General features: G+C 66.7%; 13 protein-coding genes. 5 read left to right on the plus strand and 8 right to left on the minus strand.

The features are described 5' to 3' along the window. Positions 1-415 precede the first annotated feature (415 nt). Positions 416-577, plus strand: coding sequence for a hypothetical protein (locus D7V77_RS43950; RefSeq protein WP_158624536.1), 162 nt, complete (start codon positions 416-418; stop codon positions 575-577). A 7-nt stretch (positions 578-584) separates the two neighbouring features. Here D7V77_RS43950 and D7V77_RS32625 read toward each other — a convergent pair whose 3' ends face one another. The 5 genes from D7V77_RS32625 to D7V77_RS32645 form a co-directional block, all read right to left on the minus strand. After that, the gene (locus tag D7V77_RS32625; RefSeq protein WP_120580185.1) at positions 585-929 is read right to left on the minus strand and encodes a DUF2019 domain-containing protein; all 345 of its coding nucleotides are present in this window, start codon (positions 927-929) and stop codon (positions 585-587) included. 2 nt (positions 930-931) lie between these two features. Further along, positions 932-2,266 carry a hypothetical protein gene (locus D7V77_RS32630; protein ID WP_368666218.1) on the minus strand — a complete coding sequence of 445 codons (1,335 nt, stop codon included), beginning with the start codon at positions 2,264-2,266 and terminating at the stop codon, positions 932-934. 108 nt (positions 2,267-2,374) lie between these two features. Further along, a complete protein-coding gene (locus tag D7V77_RS32635; protein ID WP_120580186.1) occupies positions 2,375-7,270 on the minus strand; it encodes a hypothetical protein in 4,896 nt (1,631 codons plus the stop codon). Positions 7,271-7,393: 123 nt separating this feature from the next. Beyond that, entirely contained in the window at positions 7,394-7,933 is a 540-nt protein-coding gene (locus D7V77_RS32640; RefSeq protein ID WP_120580187.1) for a hypothetical protein, read from the minus strand. Positions 7,934-8,040: 107 nt separating this feature from the next. Continuing rightward, positions 8,041-8,472, minus strand: coding sequence for a hypothetical protein (locus tag D7V77_RS32645; protein WP_120580188.1), 432 nt, complete (start codon positions 8,470-8,472; stop codon positions 8,041-8,043). A gap of 620 nt (positions 8,473-9,092) precedes the next feature. Between D7V77_RS32645 and D7V77_RS32650 the strand changes: the two genes are divergently transcribed. Then, positions 9,093-9,602, plus strand: coding sequence for a DUF2267 domain-containing protein (locus tag D7V77_RS32650; RefSeq protein WP_120580189.1), 510 nt, complete (start codon positions 9,093-9,095; stop codon positions 9,600-9,602). A gap of 72 nt (positions 9,603-9,674) precedes the next feature. After that, complete coding sequence (locus D7V77_RS32655) at positions 9,675-10,592, plus strand: LysR family transcriptional regulator (protein WP_120580190.1); 918 nt, start codon at positions 9,675-9,677, stop codon at positions 10,590-10,592. A 1-nt stretch (position 10,593) separates the two neighbouring features. Here the strand turns inward: D7V77_RS32655 and D7V77_RS32660 are convergent, their stop codons facing one another. Then, positions 10,594-11,175 carry an NADPH-dependent F420 reductase gene (locus D7V77_RS32660; protein WP_120580191.1) on the minus strand — a complete coding sequence of 194 codons (582 nt, stop codon included), beginning with the start codon at positions 11,173-11,175 and terminating at the stop codon, positions 10,594-10,596. Between the two features lie 352 nt (positions 11,176-11,527). On the opposite strand from D7V77_RS32660, the gene D7V77_RS32665 reads away from it, so the two are divergent. Next, a complete protein-coding gene (locus D7V77_RS32665) occupies positions 11,528-12,547 on the plus strand; it encodes a hypothetical protein (protein ID WP_120580192.1) in 1,020 nt (339 codons plus the stop codon). Between the two features lie 7 nt (positions 12,548-12,554). On the opposite strand, the gene D7V77_RS32670 is transcribed toward D7V77_RS32665, so the two are convergent. Then, positions 12,555-12,962: a PaaI family thioesterase gene (locus D7V77_RS32670; RefSeq protein WP_120580193.1), complete on the minus strand. Its 408-nt coding sequence runs from the start codon at positions 12,960-12,962 to the stop codon at positions 12,555-12,557. A gap of 45 nt (positions 12,963-13,007) precedes the next feature. Beyond that, positions 13,008-14,123: a Gfo/Idh/MocA family protein gene (locus tag D7V77_RS32675; protein WP_120580194.1), complete on the minus strand. Its 1,116-nt coding sequence runs from the start codon at positions 14,121-14,123 to the stop codon at positions 13,008-13,010. 153 nt (positions 14,124-14,276) lie between these two features. On the opposite strand from D7V77_RS32675, the gene D7V77_RS32680 reads away from it, so the two are divergent. Beyond that, positions 14,277-15,047 (plus strand): sporulation protein, encoded by a 771-nt coding sequence (locus D7V77_RS32680; RefSeq protein WP_158624537.1) that lies wholly within the window; start codon positions 14,277-14,279, stop codon positions 15,045-15,047. Positions 15,048-15,154 lie beyond the last annotated feature (107 nt).

The raw sequence follows: 15,154 nt of genomic DNA on the forward strand, positions 1-15,154 counted from the left end.
GGTCTGTGGAAATACCTGCTAAGTCCGCCCCAGCTTGCATGGCTGGCCGATCGACTAAAACTTGAGTATCACCCATTGCCACCCACCAATAGCAGTGATGACGTGGTTCACTGGAAGCTAATGTCCAGCTTCAATCCAAACAAATAATAGCAATTCGACAAATCAGTGCCAAAACCCAGGATGGATCCTCACGCCTGGAGTCCAGGTGCACCGGTCAATCACGGCGCAGTGCGTAGCCACCCTCCGCGTTGCAGCCAATCATCCAGTGCTGTTTCTCACCCAGGCACTGTGGTGTCAGCTCTGCATTACGCGTGAGTTTTCTGGCAGCGTTCCCCTCCAGGTTCTCATAGCGCTTGGAATTGATGGATGACCCCCTCAGGGAGAAGTCCGCCTTGGTGCTGATTCAGAGGGCCAGTTGGAACAGGTCGTAACCAAGGCGGACCGAACCCTCGGACAGTTCGACGCCGGCCAGGGAGTCGGCGGCGCGCAGCTCAACGACCCTACCCTCTACGACGAGCTGAAGAACCTAGTCCCGGACCTCCCCAAGCATCCGTGGAACATCCACTGGCAGGACTGAGCTGTCCCTACCCGGGGTCCAGCGCCCAGGTTCCTTCTGCCCAGCGCTTCAACGCCTCGGAGGCGGCGAAAGAAACGAGGTCCTGCCCTTGAGCAGCCTCATTGAGGACGGCCTTGGCTTCGTCCGTTCGATGACGGAGGAGGAAGGCCGCCGCCTTGACCCGGACGTCCATGCGCTGATGGATGAACAGAGCCGCGAGCGCATCTCGACCCACGTTGCCGTGCGCACACAACTTGTCGAACGTTTCGTTCACTTTCTTGGCTTGCTTGTTCGCGGTCTTCGCATCGCCCTGCCGGACTGCATCATTCTGGGCCGCCACATGCCGTGCGAACGCTTCCACGAGCTTTTCCATCGTCACTTCCAGACTCCCCAGATTCGCTTCTGGACTTTCTCGATAGCCTGCAGACCGAAATCGCGCTGGGCCTCAAGAGACTGCGTGCTCAACCACTGTCTCACTGTCAGGATCCGCGAGCCGGTGATTTCTTGTTGAATCGATGAATAGAACCCACTCAGCCGTTTGTGGAGTCCTTGTTCCAGCTGAATGACGTTCTCGGTGTTGTGGATGGCCTCGGACCCAAATCGATCGACGTTGCCCGGCGTTTGCTCGACGATGTGGTGCCACTGCTTTCCGTCTTCCGCCGAGCCAAGGGCTCGTTTGAGGCCGCTGAACGACCTCCAGGACCGTGGACCGCCTGGATTGCTGTTCGCTCCTGCTCCATTCCGGGCCACCATCGCAACCGCCGTCGCGGGAAGTGAGACTACGAGGGTGTCGCCTGCGATGGCCACCGAGCTCACCTGCCCTACGTGAGCCAGTTCGATTCCGACTCGGGTTGCGCCCACCACCGCTGCCTCGGAGTAGCCGGGCATTCTCGAAAGCCGTGACGCCAGTGACGCCGCGCCCCCGGTCAGCCCCTGACTCACCACGACCGTCACCGCGAGGACGAAAACACGCGCAATCTCCGGCCCGACACGATTCGCAAAGTGCTGCCCTGCCTGATCCAACTCTCGGGCGGAGGTCGCTTTCTCCGTTGCCTGCTTCAGTTCCCGACTTGCCTCCAGCACCGTCAGGAAGGTCTCTACGCCCAAGTAGACCAGGAGGATTGCGGAAATAACCGCGGCTGACTTGGTGAAGACAGGCTCTGGATTGGCCGCGAGCACCGCCCAGGTGATAAGTCCTGTCGCGATGACGGTGTAGAAGAGCTGCGGTGCCAAGGTGTCTTCCACTGCCTTGGCGATGCTCGACTTCAGCGGGCCCACCGAAAGGCCCAGCGCGACGCCCAGCCTATCCGCCTCGCTCAAGGCTGAAACGTTGGCGAAGAGCGAGAGGCAATCCTCGCTCTCCTGGTTCGCGCGACAGATTCCTCCGAAGCTCTTGCGCATCAGGCTTCGCCAGCTTGCGTCAGGCGTGCTTCCCGGATAGGCGGCTCGAACCAACCAGGGTTGCCGCTCTGTGCGAAGCGAAAGCGGGAACTCAAGGACCCAAGCGGAGAGCGCCTCTTCGAATGCGTCCGCATCCACTACCACCGGCCGCATGGAGGCGCGCGGCACGTAATCAATGGTTCGCCCCTGCCCCAGGTCAAGGCGGAGCCCAGGTCGATTCGCGCACGCGCCGAGCAGCGAAAGAACAAGGACGGATACCACCAGCCGGTTCGTCATGAATGCCTTCGCCTTCGGGAAGAGCCCCGCCACCAGGTGATTGCCTCCGCTCCACAGTCTTGGAGTTGCTCCAGAGGGACAGCTGGAGCAGATCGCCACCAAGACGGACCGGATCCTCGGGCAGCCGGACTCCGGCGTCCCCTACCGCCGACCCTGGTCGGAATCGAGGTACTCCCACGGGAAGGCGTCGGCCGGCGTGGCCGACCGCAGGTAGCTCATGGGATGTGCCGGATTGTATTTGTAGGTCTTCTCCATGTCGCGCTCGAACGCGAACATCTGGTGGGCCGTGTACAGGTGGTGCTGGCGGTTCAATACGTCGACCCTGCTGCCCTGGACCGCGACGACTCGGGCGGGCAGCGGCAGCAGTTGGGTCCCCTCGCCAACATAGGACGGCTTGATCTTCACTGTGACCGGAGGATCCATATCGGCAAGCAGCTGCTCCAGATCATCGTTCACCGCTTCGTACGTCGCATGGGTGCTCGAGGCGATCTGCCGGTGGTCCTTATGGCTGACCATATCGGCGATGTAGCCGTCGCGAAGCTCCTGCAGCGTCCAGTTCCCGCTCCGGGCCTGGAGAATCGTCTCGCGGTTGCTAAGCCCATGCAGCGCCCACTCGTGGGAGATGATCAAGAGGATGCCGCCCGGGTGCTTGGTGGCCTGTCCCCTCATCGCGATATGGACGCGGATCCGCACGTCGCGGGACATGTCGAACCCGGCGAGGTCCCGGGTGAGCTGGTGAAGCGGAATCCATGATCCGCCCGGCGTCGTCGTGTCGGCAGGGTCCCGCACCTCGATGATGCACTGGCCATCGATGCCGCGCGTGGCGTTCGAAGTGACCTCGATGATCAACGGCACGTAGTCGCTGGCACTGCGGTTGGCGAAGGGCTCGATGACGGACCGACGGAAGACGCTGGAGCTTTCGAGGATCTGCGTCAGTCGCGGGTAGGCCGCCGTGATCTGCGAGTAGCCTTCGATGAACGGCCACACCGTCGGGGGCGACGGCTCCTGCTCTTCCGGGACCACCGGCGTGGAGACCGCGGAGCTGGCGCTGCGGCGGCCCGAGCGGTTGCGAACCGCGACCTGGGACGGCCCCACGTCCACCTCCATGCCCGGCGAACCGCGGACCGCGTCGATGGTCTGACTCAGGTCCAACTGATCCAGCGGCGACGCCTTCGAGCTCGAAGCCTGGGAATCGCCGCCGAGCTGCGCGCTCAGCAACCGCTCCTTCCACTCCTGGTTCTTCGCCGGGGATCTGGCGGCAGGGAAGGCCTTGTCGATCTGCTCGTTCAGGACGGCGGAGTTGCGGCTGCTCTGGGCTGACAGCGCGAGCTTCGTGGCCATCTCTCCGAAGGCCCGCGCGGTCTCCTGGTTGGAGGTCATCGCCGACAGGGCGTTCTTCTGGTTCTGGTCCAGGCCCGTCAGGTTGGCGAACGGGCTCACCTGGGTGAGCGCGTTCAGCAGCGAGCCCACCCCCGTGGGATCCGGCGCGGCCGGTGCGTTCTGGATGTTGACGATGGGCTGCGGGAGCGCGGTGGGCGTGGTGCTCTGCGGCGTCTGGTAGCGGCTGTCCGTGCTCACCGGGTTGATGGCGGTGGGCTCGTCCGAGGGCGACTGCTCCCATCTCCAGAAGCGCGTGTCATCGATGCGCTCGCACGCGTTGCAGGCGCCGCGCACGGCCTCCGCGAAGACTCCGGGCGTGGGCACGCTCAGGCGGAAGACCGCGCCCTGCCCTCCTTCGCGCTCGGCCTCCGTCTGGTAGTGCTCCAGCAGTGAGGCATGGGCCATGGCCCCACTGCCGCTCTGGTCCGGGGTGCCCATCTCGTAGGTGGGGTCCAGGTTGAGGCCACGGGCCACCGGGAACACGAGCGAGTTGCCCGCGACCCCCAGCAGCCGGTTCTCCACCAGCGAGGCCAGGGAGCGGCCCAGCACCCCGCGTTGCGCATAGATGGAGTTGAACTCGTCCTGCGCCAGATGGATGCGGTCCAGCATCATGTACCGGCGGTGCGGCGTGATGCCGTGGCACCAGATGGCGTGGTGGTAGTACTCCAGGTTCTCCTGGTTGAGGTGATCCCGGAGCTGCTGGGCCAGCCGCTGGTCCTCCTGCCAGGGGTTGCGCTGCTCCTCGGGCTTCATGGGCGTGGGCAGGTAGATCTGATCCGCGAAGCCGATGTCGTTGCGGATGGCCTGGTTGTTCACCAGCGTCCCGCTGAAGTGGGGCGTGCGGTAGCGCAGCGTGCCCCGGTCGACGACGGCGAAGCTGCCCGACAGACTCAGGCTGGGAGAGTTCAGCCGCAGTCCGACAATCTGGCTGCGCTTGAGGTCCGCGGGGGTGCCGGTGAAGGGCTGCTGGGCCACCCCTGCCTTGAGCGCCTTGATGTCCGTGGTCCGCGTGGAGCGCACGGAGACGGTCAACAGCCGGCCCGGGGCGTAGTCGGTGAGCAGGGTGCAGTCCAGCCGCAGGTCCTTCACCGTCGTTCCGTCCGCGAGGATGGCCTCGAAGCGAAGCTGCTCGACGAAGTTGCGGGCGAGCGCGGGGGCGTGCTGCGTCTGGAAGGTGCGCTCGCGCTCCTCGATGGCGAGCTTGACGAACAGGTTGCTGATGCCCCGGATGTCCAGCCCCAGGAAGACATGGCTCAGGGTGGCCCAGGCGGCGGCGTCAATCGACCCATCCGCTTGATCCGCCGGCCTGCTCAGCGTCAGGCGGAGCTGGAGCTCACCCGAGAACTCCTCGATGGACTCCTCACTGTAGGGCAGGAAGGTCACCGCGCCGGAGGACTCCACGCGGCGGGGGAAGTCCGTGCCCTGGTAGTTCCGCGCAATGCGATCCAGCGCGTCGAAGCCCCGGCGCAGCTCCTGCCCCCGGGTCGTCTCCAGGGAGTAGAGCAGGTGCTCGGACAGGCACTCCCGCCAGCGGAGGATCTTCGCGTCCGTGAAGAGGCTCATCATCAAGGGGACGAAGAGGCACTCCTGGACGTCCACCACCTGCTGCTCGATGACGAAGTGCCGGAGGATTTCGAAGTACTGGATGGTCAACGCGTGGCAGTGGTTGTGGTTGGCAACCACTTCGGTCTGCACGGAGAGCGATTCGCCCTGCTTCGCGCTGGTGACGACGGTGGAGCGCTGGCTGCGCACGGAGGACGTCGCCTGCATGGTGGCGTCACGCAGCCGGTTGTGGAGGCTGGACGTCATGTCGCGGGTGTTGTCCTGCCACGCGGAGGACGTCCCTGAACCGCCGGAGATGCTGAAGCCGGTGGACAACCCCACGGCCACGCCGTTCTTGCTGCCGCTGCCAGCGCCCCCCAGGCCGAAGGAGAAGCCGCGCGTCTTGGCCGAGCTGCCACCCCGCATGGACTCCTGGACGGTCCCACTGAGGATTTCGTCGATGTCGCGGTCTCTCGACAGGTTGTGGGTCAGGCCCTCTTCGGCCACCGTGGCCTCATCGCGCGAGGCCCCGTCCTCCCGGTTCCAGTCATAGATGACGAGCTGCTTCTTCTGCCCGGGGGCCAGCGGCAGGGAGTAGAGCAGGTCCCCCATCGAATAGCCGTCCGCCTTGAAGGTCTGCTTGAAGTGGAGCACGTGGCCGTGCGCCAGCGACACGGCTTGATACAACTCATAGTCGGTGGCGTCGTCGTCCCAGCGCAGGGGGTTCTTGCTCCCCAGCGTCTGCCGCAAGGTGCGGTGGAGATGACGGGCGTAGCCAGCCGGGTCGGAGGTGTCGCCATTCCACTCCCAGGCGGGGGCTTCGCGGATGGGGACGAGCTGGCCGCGCGGGTCCGTGGTGCGGACGATGGCGTAGTGGCTGAACTCCTCCAGCGACCGGTTGGGGACCGTGAAGTTGACGCAGGAGCCGCCGATATCCTGCGAGTAGCTGGACTCGTTGGCGACGAGCTCCTCCGTGCCCGGCAGGCGCGGGGGCGGGTCATTGCAAGCGCAGTCGTCTTCACCGCTGGCGGCCTCGGTCGTGCTCCCTGTCGCGACGACCAGCAGCGTGAACGCGGGGAAGGTCCCATCCGCGTTGAGCACGATGGGGAGCTCCTCGTCGGGACGGGAGGAGACCACCGCGTGGGCCCCGAGGAACGGCTCGTTGGGGACCACCACGGAGAAGTTGCCGCTGCTGTGCGTGGTGACCGCGGCGAGGGACACCTTGAGCGGGGGGCTCGTCCCGTCACCTCGCAGTGCCTGGAAGAGGATCTGCTGCCGCGTCAGCGCCCTGCCCGTGGGGTCCACCAGGCGCCCCTTGAGGACACGGGTGGTGGGCGCGCTGGAGCTCGGCACGAGGACGTTGGGCGAGAACGGCTCCACCTGCACCTTCACCACCGCCATCTTCGCGGCCTGGCTCACGGTGAGGTGCGTCGGAGAGACGAGCCGGGTGGGCAGGCCGTTGGGGGTGCGCACCACGAAGGTGAGAGGGCTGCTGGAGATGCGGCCGGTGATGGCGAGCGTCAACTGGAAGGCGCCCGTGGGCCCGAGCAGGAACTCCTGGTGGATGGGGGTGACGTCGCTGTCTCCAGCGATGGTGTCCGGACAGGAGATCTCCAGGGTGTACCCCGAGACGGAGCCGGCGGAGCTCTCCACCGCGCCCAGGACGGAGATGAACTCCACCTCCTCCAGTTTCGGCGCTGTCGCGGTAGGTGTGAGGGGCGACAGAGGGGCCTTCTGCTCAAGCCGGGAAGCGGTCGCGGCCTCCATCGTCGTGACCGACGTGCGCGGGGCCACCTTCACCGCGGGAGCGAGCGCCGGCAGCTGGAGGATGACCCGCCGGTCCGCCGCGGCGGGCTTGCTCTCCGCGACCAGCACCGCGTTCAGCGCGGCCTTGTCGGCGAAGGTGTGCTCCACGACGGAAACCCCCGAGCGGAGGACATAGAGCGAAAGGGGAAAGGGAAGCGCGGAGGCGGTGATCTTCTGGAAGAAGAACCCACCCTGCGGGCTCGTGAGCTCAGCGGTGAAGAGGGGCGTGTTGGGCGACTGGCCCAGCAGCACCGTGCATGCTTCCAGGCTGCCAGGCTCCGAGGTTTCTATCTGTCCGTAGAGTTTCATGGGTCTCGTGAATTATTTCCGACGAGACCGTAAGAAACACGACATTTGTACTCATAATACATTTCTCAGGAAATGAGACATGTCTCAAGCGGGCGCGTCCTGGGGCATTCACATCCGTACACGTCAAAGCTCGGTCGGCACCGGCACTTCGTCCGCGGGCGCCGAAGCAGGCGCCGGAGCCTGAACAGGCACCGAAGCAGGGACCTCATCCTGGGTCACGGGCGAGTTCAGGATCCACGAATAGCTATAGCCCGCCTTACGCAGCCGGTACGTCGCGCGCTTCCCGCAGCCCACGACGCCCGTGGTGACGCGGTCCAGCTTGGAAGCCTGGAGCTCCGCCTTCCCGCAGCTCAGGTCGAACTCGGCGCGGAGCCTCACGTCCGGAATCCAGGAGCACTGCCCCATGATACAGCGCAGTTCGTAGACGCCCTCGGTGTTGCAGCCGATCATCCGGTACTGGTTCTCACCCAGGTACTGCGGCGTCAGCTCTTCCTGGCACTTGAGATCCTTGGCGGCGATCTTCTCCAGGTTCGCATAGCGCTTGGAATTGATGGATGGCCCCATCTGGGAGAAGTCCACCTTGGAGTTGCTCCGGCGGCCCCCACAGCCTGCAACCAGGAACGCCACGCCCACGCCCACAACCGACAGTCGAATCAGGTTCATGGGCGCTCATCTACTCCAGGGCCTCACGCGCTTTCCAGCCCTCCCCCGCAAAGACAAGGAGCCGCCCCGCGCACAGGCAGGACGGCTCCCAGGTCAACGCCCTCGCATCACTGCATCGACAGGGCCCAGGTGTAGCTGCCGCTCGATCCCAGCCCGACCAGCGTCGTCTTGCACGTGGCGGTGGTGCTGCCCTTGGACGTGGCGCTCCCCGCGGGCGTCCAGTAGCCGGACGTCCCCAGGATCGGGTTGGGCGGGGTCCAGATGCTGCTCATGTTGAAGCGACAGGTCTTGCTGCCGCTCGTGTACTCGATGTAGACGGCGGAGTTGGTGCCACAGTCCGTCTGGTACACCCCGGACGTCGAGCTGGCCGCCACCGAGGTCAGGGCCGGGATGACCGCGGCACAGCCGTTGAAGTAGGAATTGGTGATCGCGCTGGTCGTGATCTTGTTCTGCACCGTGAACGTCAGCGTCGCCGCGTGCGCGGAACCCATGCCCAGCGCCGACACCGCGAACGCAGCCACCACCGTCAAGCTTTTCATGGACAGCCCCCAAGGAAGGGGAATCGCTTCCCCAGAATCAGATAGACGATTCCCGGGAGCCTTGTCCAGACAGCCAACGCCTGAAATTCATGCAATGGATTGCGAGGAAAATTCTCGCGAGACTCGCTTCCCTTCCTGAGTCAGGCCTGAATCGCTTACCGCCCATCGTGGTCGCGTCCGACTCACGAACCTCCATTCAATGACAGACATCCGCCGTGCTGCGTCAGGGCTGGGGCGCCTCCGCACTCCCGGGCAGCAGATCCGACAGCAGCATCTGCTCCTCGCTTGGCGAGAGGTCGTAGTGGCGGGCTGCCTCCGTGATGATCTGGATCATGGGAGTGTCCGGTTCCTCGGCCCTCCGCGCCGCGATCCTGCGGGCTGCGCCTCGAAGGGCCTCTCCCCTGGGTTGAAGTCTTTCACGCATGACGGCACCTCACTGGAGAGATTCGGATGCGCTTGCACCAATGCAAGGGCGATGACGGGTGGCGGGAGCAAGCGCTTCCCGTCAGCCCCCGCCCACGGGAAGCGGGCGGCTCGCAGGGCGGCGCGTGCCTTCCTCTGGATTCGCGAGCGCTCCAGCTTTGGGGTCGGACCCCACTCCGAGGAACGAGGAATCAGACATGGCAGCGCAAGACATCCCCGGCACCGGGCAGCAGGCAGGGAGCCCCACGCACCGCAGCACGGACATCCCGCTCGACGAGCGCCGCCGCATGCGCCACGAGTCCCGCACGTCGCAGACCTACAAAGCCTTCCTCAAGTACCTGCGCGACGTAGGCCAGTTCCAGGACGAGCAGGCTGCCCAGCAAGCCGCCTTCTCCGTGCTGTGCGTGCTGGAGCAGCGCCTCTTCGGCGAGGAGGACAACGACATGGAGGCCCAGCTGCCCCACAAGCTGCGCGAGCTCCTGGTGCGGTGCGACCGCCACGAAGCCGGGCCGCCGCCCCATAAGTTCGGCCGGGCGGAGATGCTGGCGATGGTCTCCACGGACCTGGGCGTGGAGGCCGAGAACGCAGAACCCATCGTCCGCGCGGTCTTCAGCGCCATCCAGGCGCAGATCTCCGAGGGCGAGAGCGACGACATCGCGGGCGAGCTTCCGACGGACCTCCGCGAACTGTGGGCGCGCCCCACCTGAGGCCGGGGCGCTCGCCTGCATGGATGCATCCCATTGACGCCAGGTCATGAATGGCTGTGAGCTGACGGCAACATGGACTCCATCTCGGAGATCGAAGTCTTCATCAAGGCCGTCGACCTGGGCGGCTTCACGCGGGCCGCCGAGAACCTGGGGCTGACTCCTTCGGGCGTGAGCCGGATCATCTCGCGGCTGGAAGGCAGGCTGGATGTCCGGCTCCTGAACAGGACCACCCGCAGCCTCAGCCTCACGGATGAAGGGGCCGTGTACCACGAGCACTGCACTCGCATGCTCGCGGAGCTCGAAGCGGTCAACGCCACCCTGGCGCGGGCGAGCGTCACGCCGCGAGGCCGCCTGCGCGTCGATGTCCCCATCCCGCTCGCGGACTACGTCGTCGGGCCCGCGTTGCCCCGGTTCCTGGAACGCTACCCGGACGTGTCCATCGACCTCACGGTCCGCGACCGGATCATCGACCCCACCGCCGAGGGCGTCGACGTGGTCCTCCGCCTCGCGCCGACGCGGGACTCCGACCTGGTCTCACGGAAGCTCGCCCGCGCGCGCTCCATCCTGGTCGCATCCCCTGCCTATCTCACCGCGCATGGCAGGCCCCGGACGCTCGCATCGCTGCGGGAACACACCTGCATCGCGTACCTGTCGAACACAGGCCCCCTTCCGTGGCGGCTGAAGGGGCCTGGGGGCGAGGTCACCTTCGCCGCCCGGGGCAGGTTCATGGCCGGCTCTGGCAACGTGCTCACGCACGCCGCGCTGGGCGGGCTCGGCATCATCCAGACCTACGAGTACCACGTCGCCGAACACCTCTCCCGGGGCAAGCTCGAGCTCATCCTCGAAGACCTGGAGCCCGAGCCACGCACCGTCTTCGCCCTCTTCGAACGGCACAAGTCCGCCGTGCCCAAGGTGCGCGTGTTCCTGGACTTCGTGGCGGAGCTCTTCGCCTCCAGGGCCCCGCTGGCCACGGGACGCAAGCGCCGCTGACTCAGCGCACCAGCCGGAACCCGATGTCCGGCCCCAGCCTCTGCACGTAGCCGAGCAGGATGTTGAGGTAGCCCAGCGACTCCAGCCACCGGGAGTTGCGCAGCGGTCCCGCGTCCACCGGGTCGAAGCCCAGGTCACGCCCCAGGCCCAGCACACGCTCCCTGCCGCCAGCGTCATCCGAGGCCACGAGCAGGCTGAGCTTCTCGCCCTTCACCTGTCCCTGGTCCATGTGCTGCGCGAAGACCGTGTTGAAGGCCTTCACCACGCGCGCCTGGGGCGCCTTCTTCTGCAGCTCCTCCGCGCCGCTCGTGGTGAAACCGAGCGCCAGCTGCATATCGGCGGTCAGCGCGTTCGTCACGTCCACCACGACCTTGCCGTTCACAGCGTCGCCCAGCGCGCGGAGCGTGTCGTCCAGCGCGCCGAAGGGCACCGCCAGGAACACCACCTCCGCCCACGCCGCCGTCTGACGCACGGCCGCGGGGTCCTTGCCCACGGCCCGCACCTCGTGCCCCGCGCGAGCCAGGCCCCGCTGCAGCGCGCCGCCCACGTTCCCCTTGCCGATGATCCCGATCTTCGTCGCCATGGTCTTGCCGTCCTCGTGAAGGCCGGAGCGGTGCGCCCCGGAACGGTTGGCAATATGCGGAACGGGGCCCTCGCGAAAAACGCCTGGGTCGTCACGGCACCTGTGACGCGGCGTCATGAAACGCGGGATGGGCCTCCTGGTGACACGAGTCACCAGCACTGATGATCCGCCTCACCAGTTTCGAGCCGCCCAGACACCTCTCGAAACATGCGCTTCAGAGGGAAGACGGCCTCGCCGGAGGGCTGGCACGGGCCGTGCTCTAGGGATTGGTCATCACGGACCGGACGCAGCACTCCGGTCCCTCTTCCAAATCCCCGACTCTCCCCTCCTTCGCCGCCCCCCGAGGTCTCCCATGCGCGTCTCCAACCGCCCCGCGTCCACGCCCGCCTCGAACTCCCCCGCCGTTGCTGGCCCGTCCGCGGCCACCGAGAAGAAGCCCGGCTTCATCGACAAGAACCAGCCGGACACGAAGTTCAGCAAGGAGTGGGGCCAGGACATCTTCATGGACTCGCGCAAGGGCGATAAGGCCCAGGCCAGCGCGGACAAGAAGGACGGGCGCCAGGTCACGCAGGGCAACACGGGCCCCGGCCAGGTGGCGGGCAACGAGAGCGGCAAGTACGTGTCGTGGCAGAAGGACGCGGCGGAGTTCAAGACCGGCACGGGCTTCTCCAAGGACGGCACCGGCGCGCAGATCGAGGCGAGCGCCGCCGAGGTCCAGGGCGATGCGTCCTACCGCGTGATGCCGTGGGAGATCGGCGGCCGCGCGGGCGCCGAGGCCAACATCGCCAGCCTCCGCGGTGACGCGGGCTTCGGCAAGGACCTGAAGGACATCGGGCTCGACAAGGTGGAGGGCAAGGTCTACGGCGGCGTGCACGGCGAGGCGCTGGTGGGCGCCAACGCGGACGCGAAGGCCAAGATCGACCTGAACCCCAAGAACGGCGACATGGGCGCCGAGGTCGGCGCGGGCGCGCTGGTGGGCGCCGAGGCGAGCGCCACGGCTCGCGGCGAGTTCGGCCCCGTGCAGGGCTCCGTGACGGGCAGCGCCATCGCTGGCGTGGGCGCCGCGGTGGACGCGAAGGTGGCCTTCGAGGACGGCAAGCTCACCATCGGCGGCAAGGCCAAGGCGGCGCTCGGTGTGGGCGTCGGCGTCGGCACCTCGTACACCATCGACTTCAACAAGCTGAAGGGCACGGTCGACAACCTCACCAACGGAAAGGCCAGCGAGGCCGTCAAGAACGTCACGGACAAGGTTGGCGATACGGCGAAGAACGTCACGGACAAGGTCGGCGACACGGCCAAGGACGTCACGGACAAGGTCGCCGACAAGGCCAAGGACGTCGGCAAGGGCATCAAGGACCTGTTCAAGTTCTGATGCGCCTTCAGGCCGCGGAGACCACCGTGCCCTGCGCCAGGGCACACAGCGTCTCCGTGCCATCCTTCACGGCGAAGACTTCACACTGACACACAGCCTGCCGCTTGCCGGCGGCCTTCGCCTGGGCCCGCGCGATGAGCAGCGTGCCCACGGCGGGCTTCAGGTAGTTGATCTTGTACTCGGAGGTCAGCGCGTTGCCGCCCAGCGCCAGGCCACCGGCGAACGTGATGGCGTTGTCCGCGAGGTAGCTGAGCACGCCCCCGTGGACGAAGCCGTGCTGCTGCTTCAGATGGTCCACGATGGGGAGCCGCAGCTCCGCGGTCCCAGGCCCGGCGCTGGCGAGCTGCGCGCCGATGAACTGGCTGAAGGGCTGCGACGCGAACACCTGACGGGCGAACTCCTGATGGTCGTCCATGCGTCCACCAGACCACCGATGGACACAGCCCTCAACCCCTGCGCCCTATCCCTCCGCCGGAGCCGGGGCGTTCACCGGTTCTGGCGGCTCCACCGGCGGCTTGACGATGAGCTGCTCCAGCGTGGGCCGCTTCGGCTTTTCGAACGGGGCCAGCTTCACCGGCTTCCCCGTGCGCGCCGACTCCTGCAACGCGACGATGATGCGCACGTCCGCCAGGCCTTCAATGCCATTGGGCTCCGGATCCCGGTCCTCCAGGACGCACTTCGAGAAGTAGACGAGCTCCGGCGCGAACTGGTCGCTGTTCTTGAACGTCCGCGTCTCCGTCTCTCCGCCCACCGTGAGCTCGTGCTGGATGTCCGTGCCGTAGCCAAAGCCGTGCTTCACCAGCAGGTCCCCTTCCGTCCCCACCAACCGGTAGCTCGACACCGCCGAGGCCTCGTGGCTGATGGCGAACTGGGCCACCCGTCCGTTCGGGAACCGCATCAGCGCGAACGCGGATGCATCCACGCCGTGGAAGCGCCCATCCCTGCCTCCTCCCGTGAACGCGAACACCTCGCGCGGCTCGTCGCGGAAGAGGTAGCGCGCGGCGTTGATGGGGTACGGCCCTTCGTCCAGCAGCGCCCCGCCTCCCACGTCCACTCGTGTGCGGATGTCGCCTTCGCGCACCTGCTGCGTCAGCGTCCCCGTGAACACCAGCGGATTCCCCAGCCGCCCTGAGCGCATCAGCTCGATGGCGCGGAGGTTCGCCTCCTCGAAGTGCAGCCGGTACGCGACCATCAGCTTCACGTCGTTCTCGTTCGTGGCGCGGATCATCGCCTCGCAGTCCTCCACCGACGTCGCCATCGGCTTCTCGCAGAGGACGTGCACGCCAATGCGCGCCGCACGCTCCGTGAAGGCCCGGTGCAGGGTGTTGGGCAACACGAGGTAGACCGCGTCCGCCTTCGAGTCGCGCAACACCTGCTCGAAGTTCTCGTAGCCCCCCACGTGCTCCACGCCGTACTTCTCCTGGAGCGTGACCCGCTTCGCCTTGTCGGAGGAGATGATGGCCACCAGCTCGGAGTTCTCCTCCGCGTGCTGGAACGCCGGGAGGATGGCCACCTGCGCGAGGTTGCCCGCTCCCACCACCGCGTACCGCACCCGCCTGGATGTCCCCTGCGCCATGATGCACCTCTCCCGTGGTGAAGCCCTACGCTGGTGACGCGCCAGGCCACCCCGCAAGCCGCGCCCGTCCCTCCGGTGCAGGGGCCGCATGATGGGCAGGCAGCCAGACACACAGGCTTTCGCGCGGCGTCCATCCGGCCTATGCCGTCCCTCATGCCCTTCATGAAGATGCTCGCCCGCCTTGGCATTGGCAGCGCGCGGGTGGACACCCGCCTGGAACACGACACCGTGCGCGCGGGCGGCGACCTGCGTGGACTCGTCCATGTCCAGGGCGGCCACACGCCCCAGCGCATCGACCGCATCGACCTGCACCTGATGGCGCAGTACCTCCAGCGCGACAACGACCGCCTCAGCGCGCTCAACGCCGTCGTGCGCACCTGGCGCGTCGCCAACCCCTTCACCCTCCAGCCCCGCGAGGAGCGTGAGATCCCCTTCTCCCTGCGCATCCCCGCCCACGCGCCCATCACCGAGCGCGGCACGCCCGTGTGGATCAAGACGGCGCTCGACATCGACAACGCCCTCAACCCCGAGGACAGCGACCGCGTCCACGTCCTGCCCCACCCGTCCCTCCAGACCGTGATTGAGGCCGTGCGACAGCTGGGCTTCCAGTGGCGCAACTCGTACTGTGAGGCTGGGTCCCCGTTGGGTCGCGACGAGCCCTTCGTGCAGGAACTGGAGTTCCACGCCGGCCCGGAGTGGAGCGGCCCGCCTCGCTCGCTCGCTCTCCTGCCCTTCCCCCAGGAGGACGCGCTGGAGCTGGTCCTCGACCTGGACCGTGGCCCCCGGGGCCTCACGTCCCTCCTGGAGGGCTCGTCGCTGGACGGCGGCCGGCGGCAGCGGCTGGTGCTGTCCTCCTCGGACCTGTCCTTGGGGACAGGGGCCGTCGCGGCGCTCCTGGCTCCGCACCTTCGCGGCGGGGCGTGAAAGCCCGGAAGGACCGGTCCTTCGTACAGCCCCGGACGTACCCGACGTCCCAAGTCCTCCGCCCGGGCTCGGAAGTGGTACAAGCCGCCGTGTGAAAGCTCCCCCGC

The organism is Corallococcus sp. CA041A, from assembly GCF_003612075.1.
In the GTDB taxonomy this organism is placed as follows: Bacteria; Myxococcota; Myxococcia; order Myxococcales; family Myxococcaceae; genus Corallococcus; species Corallococcus exiguus.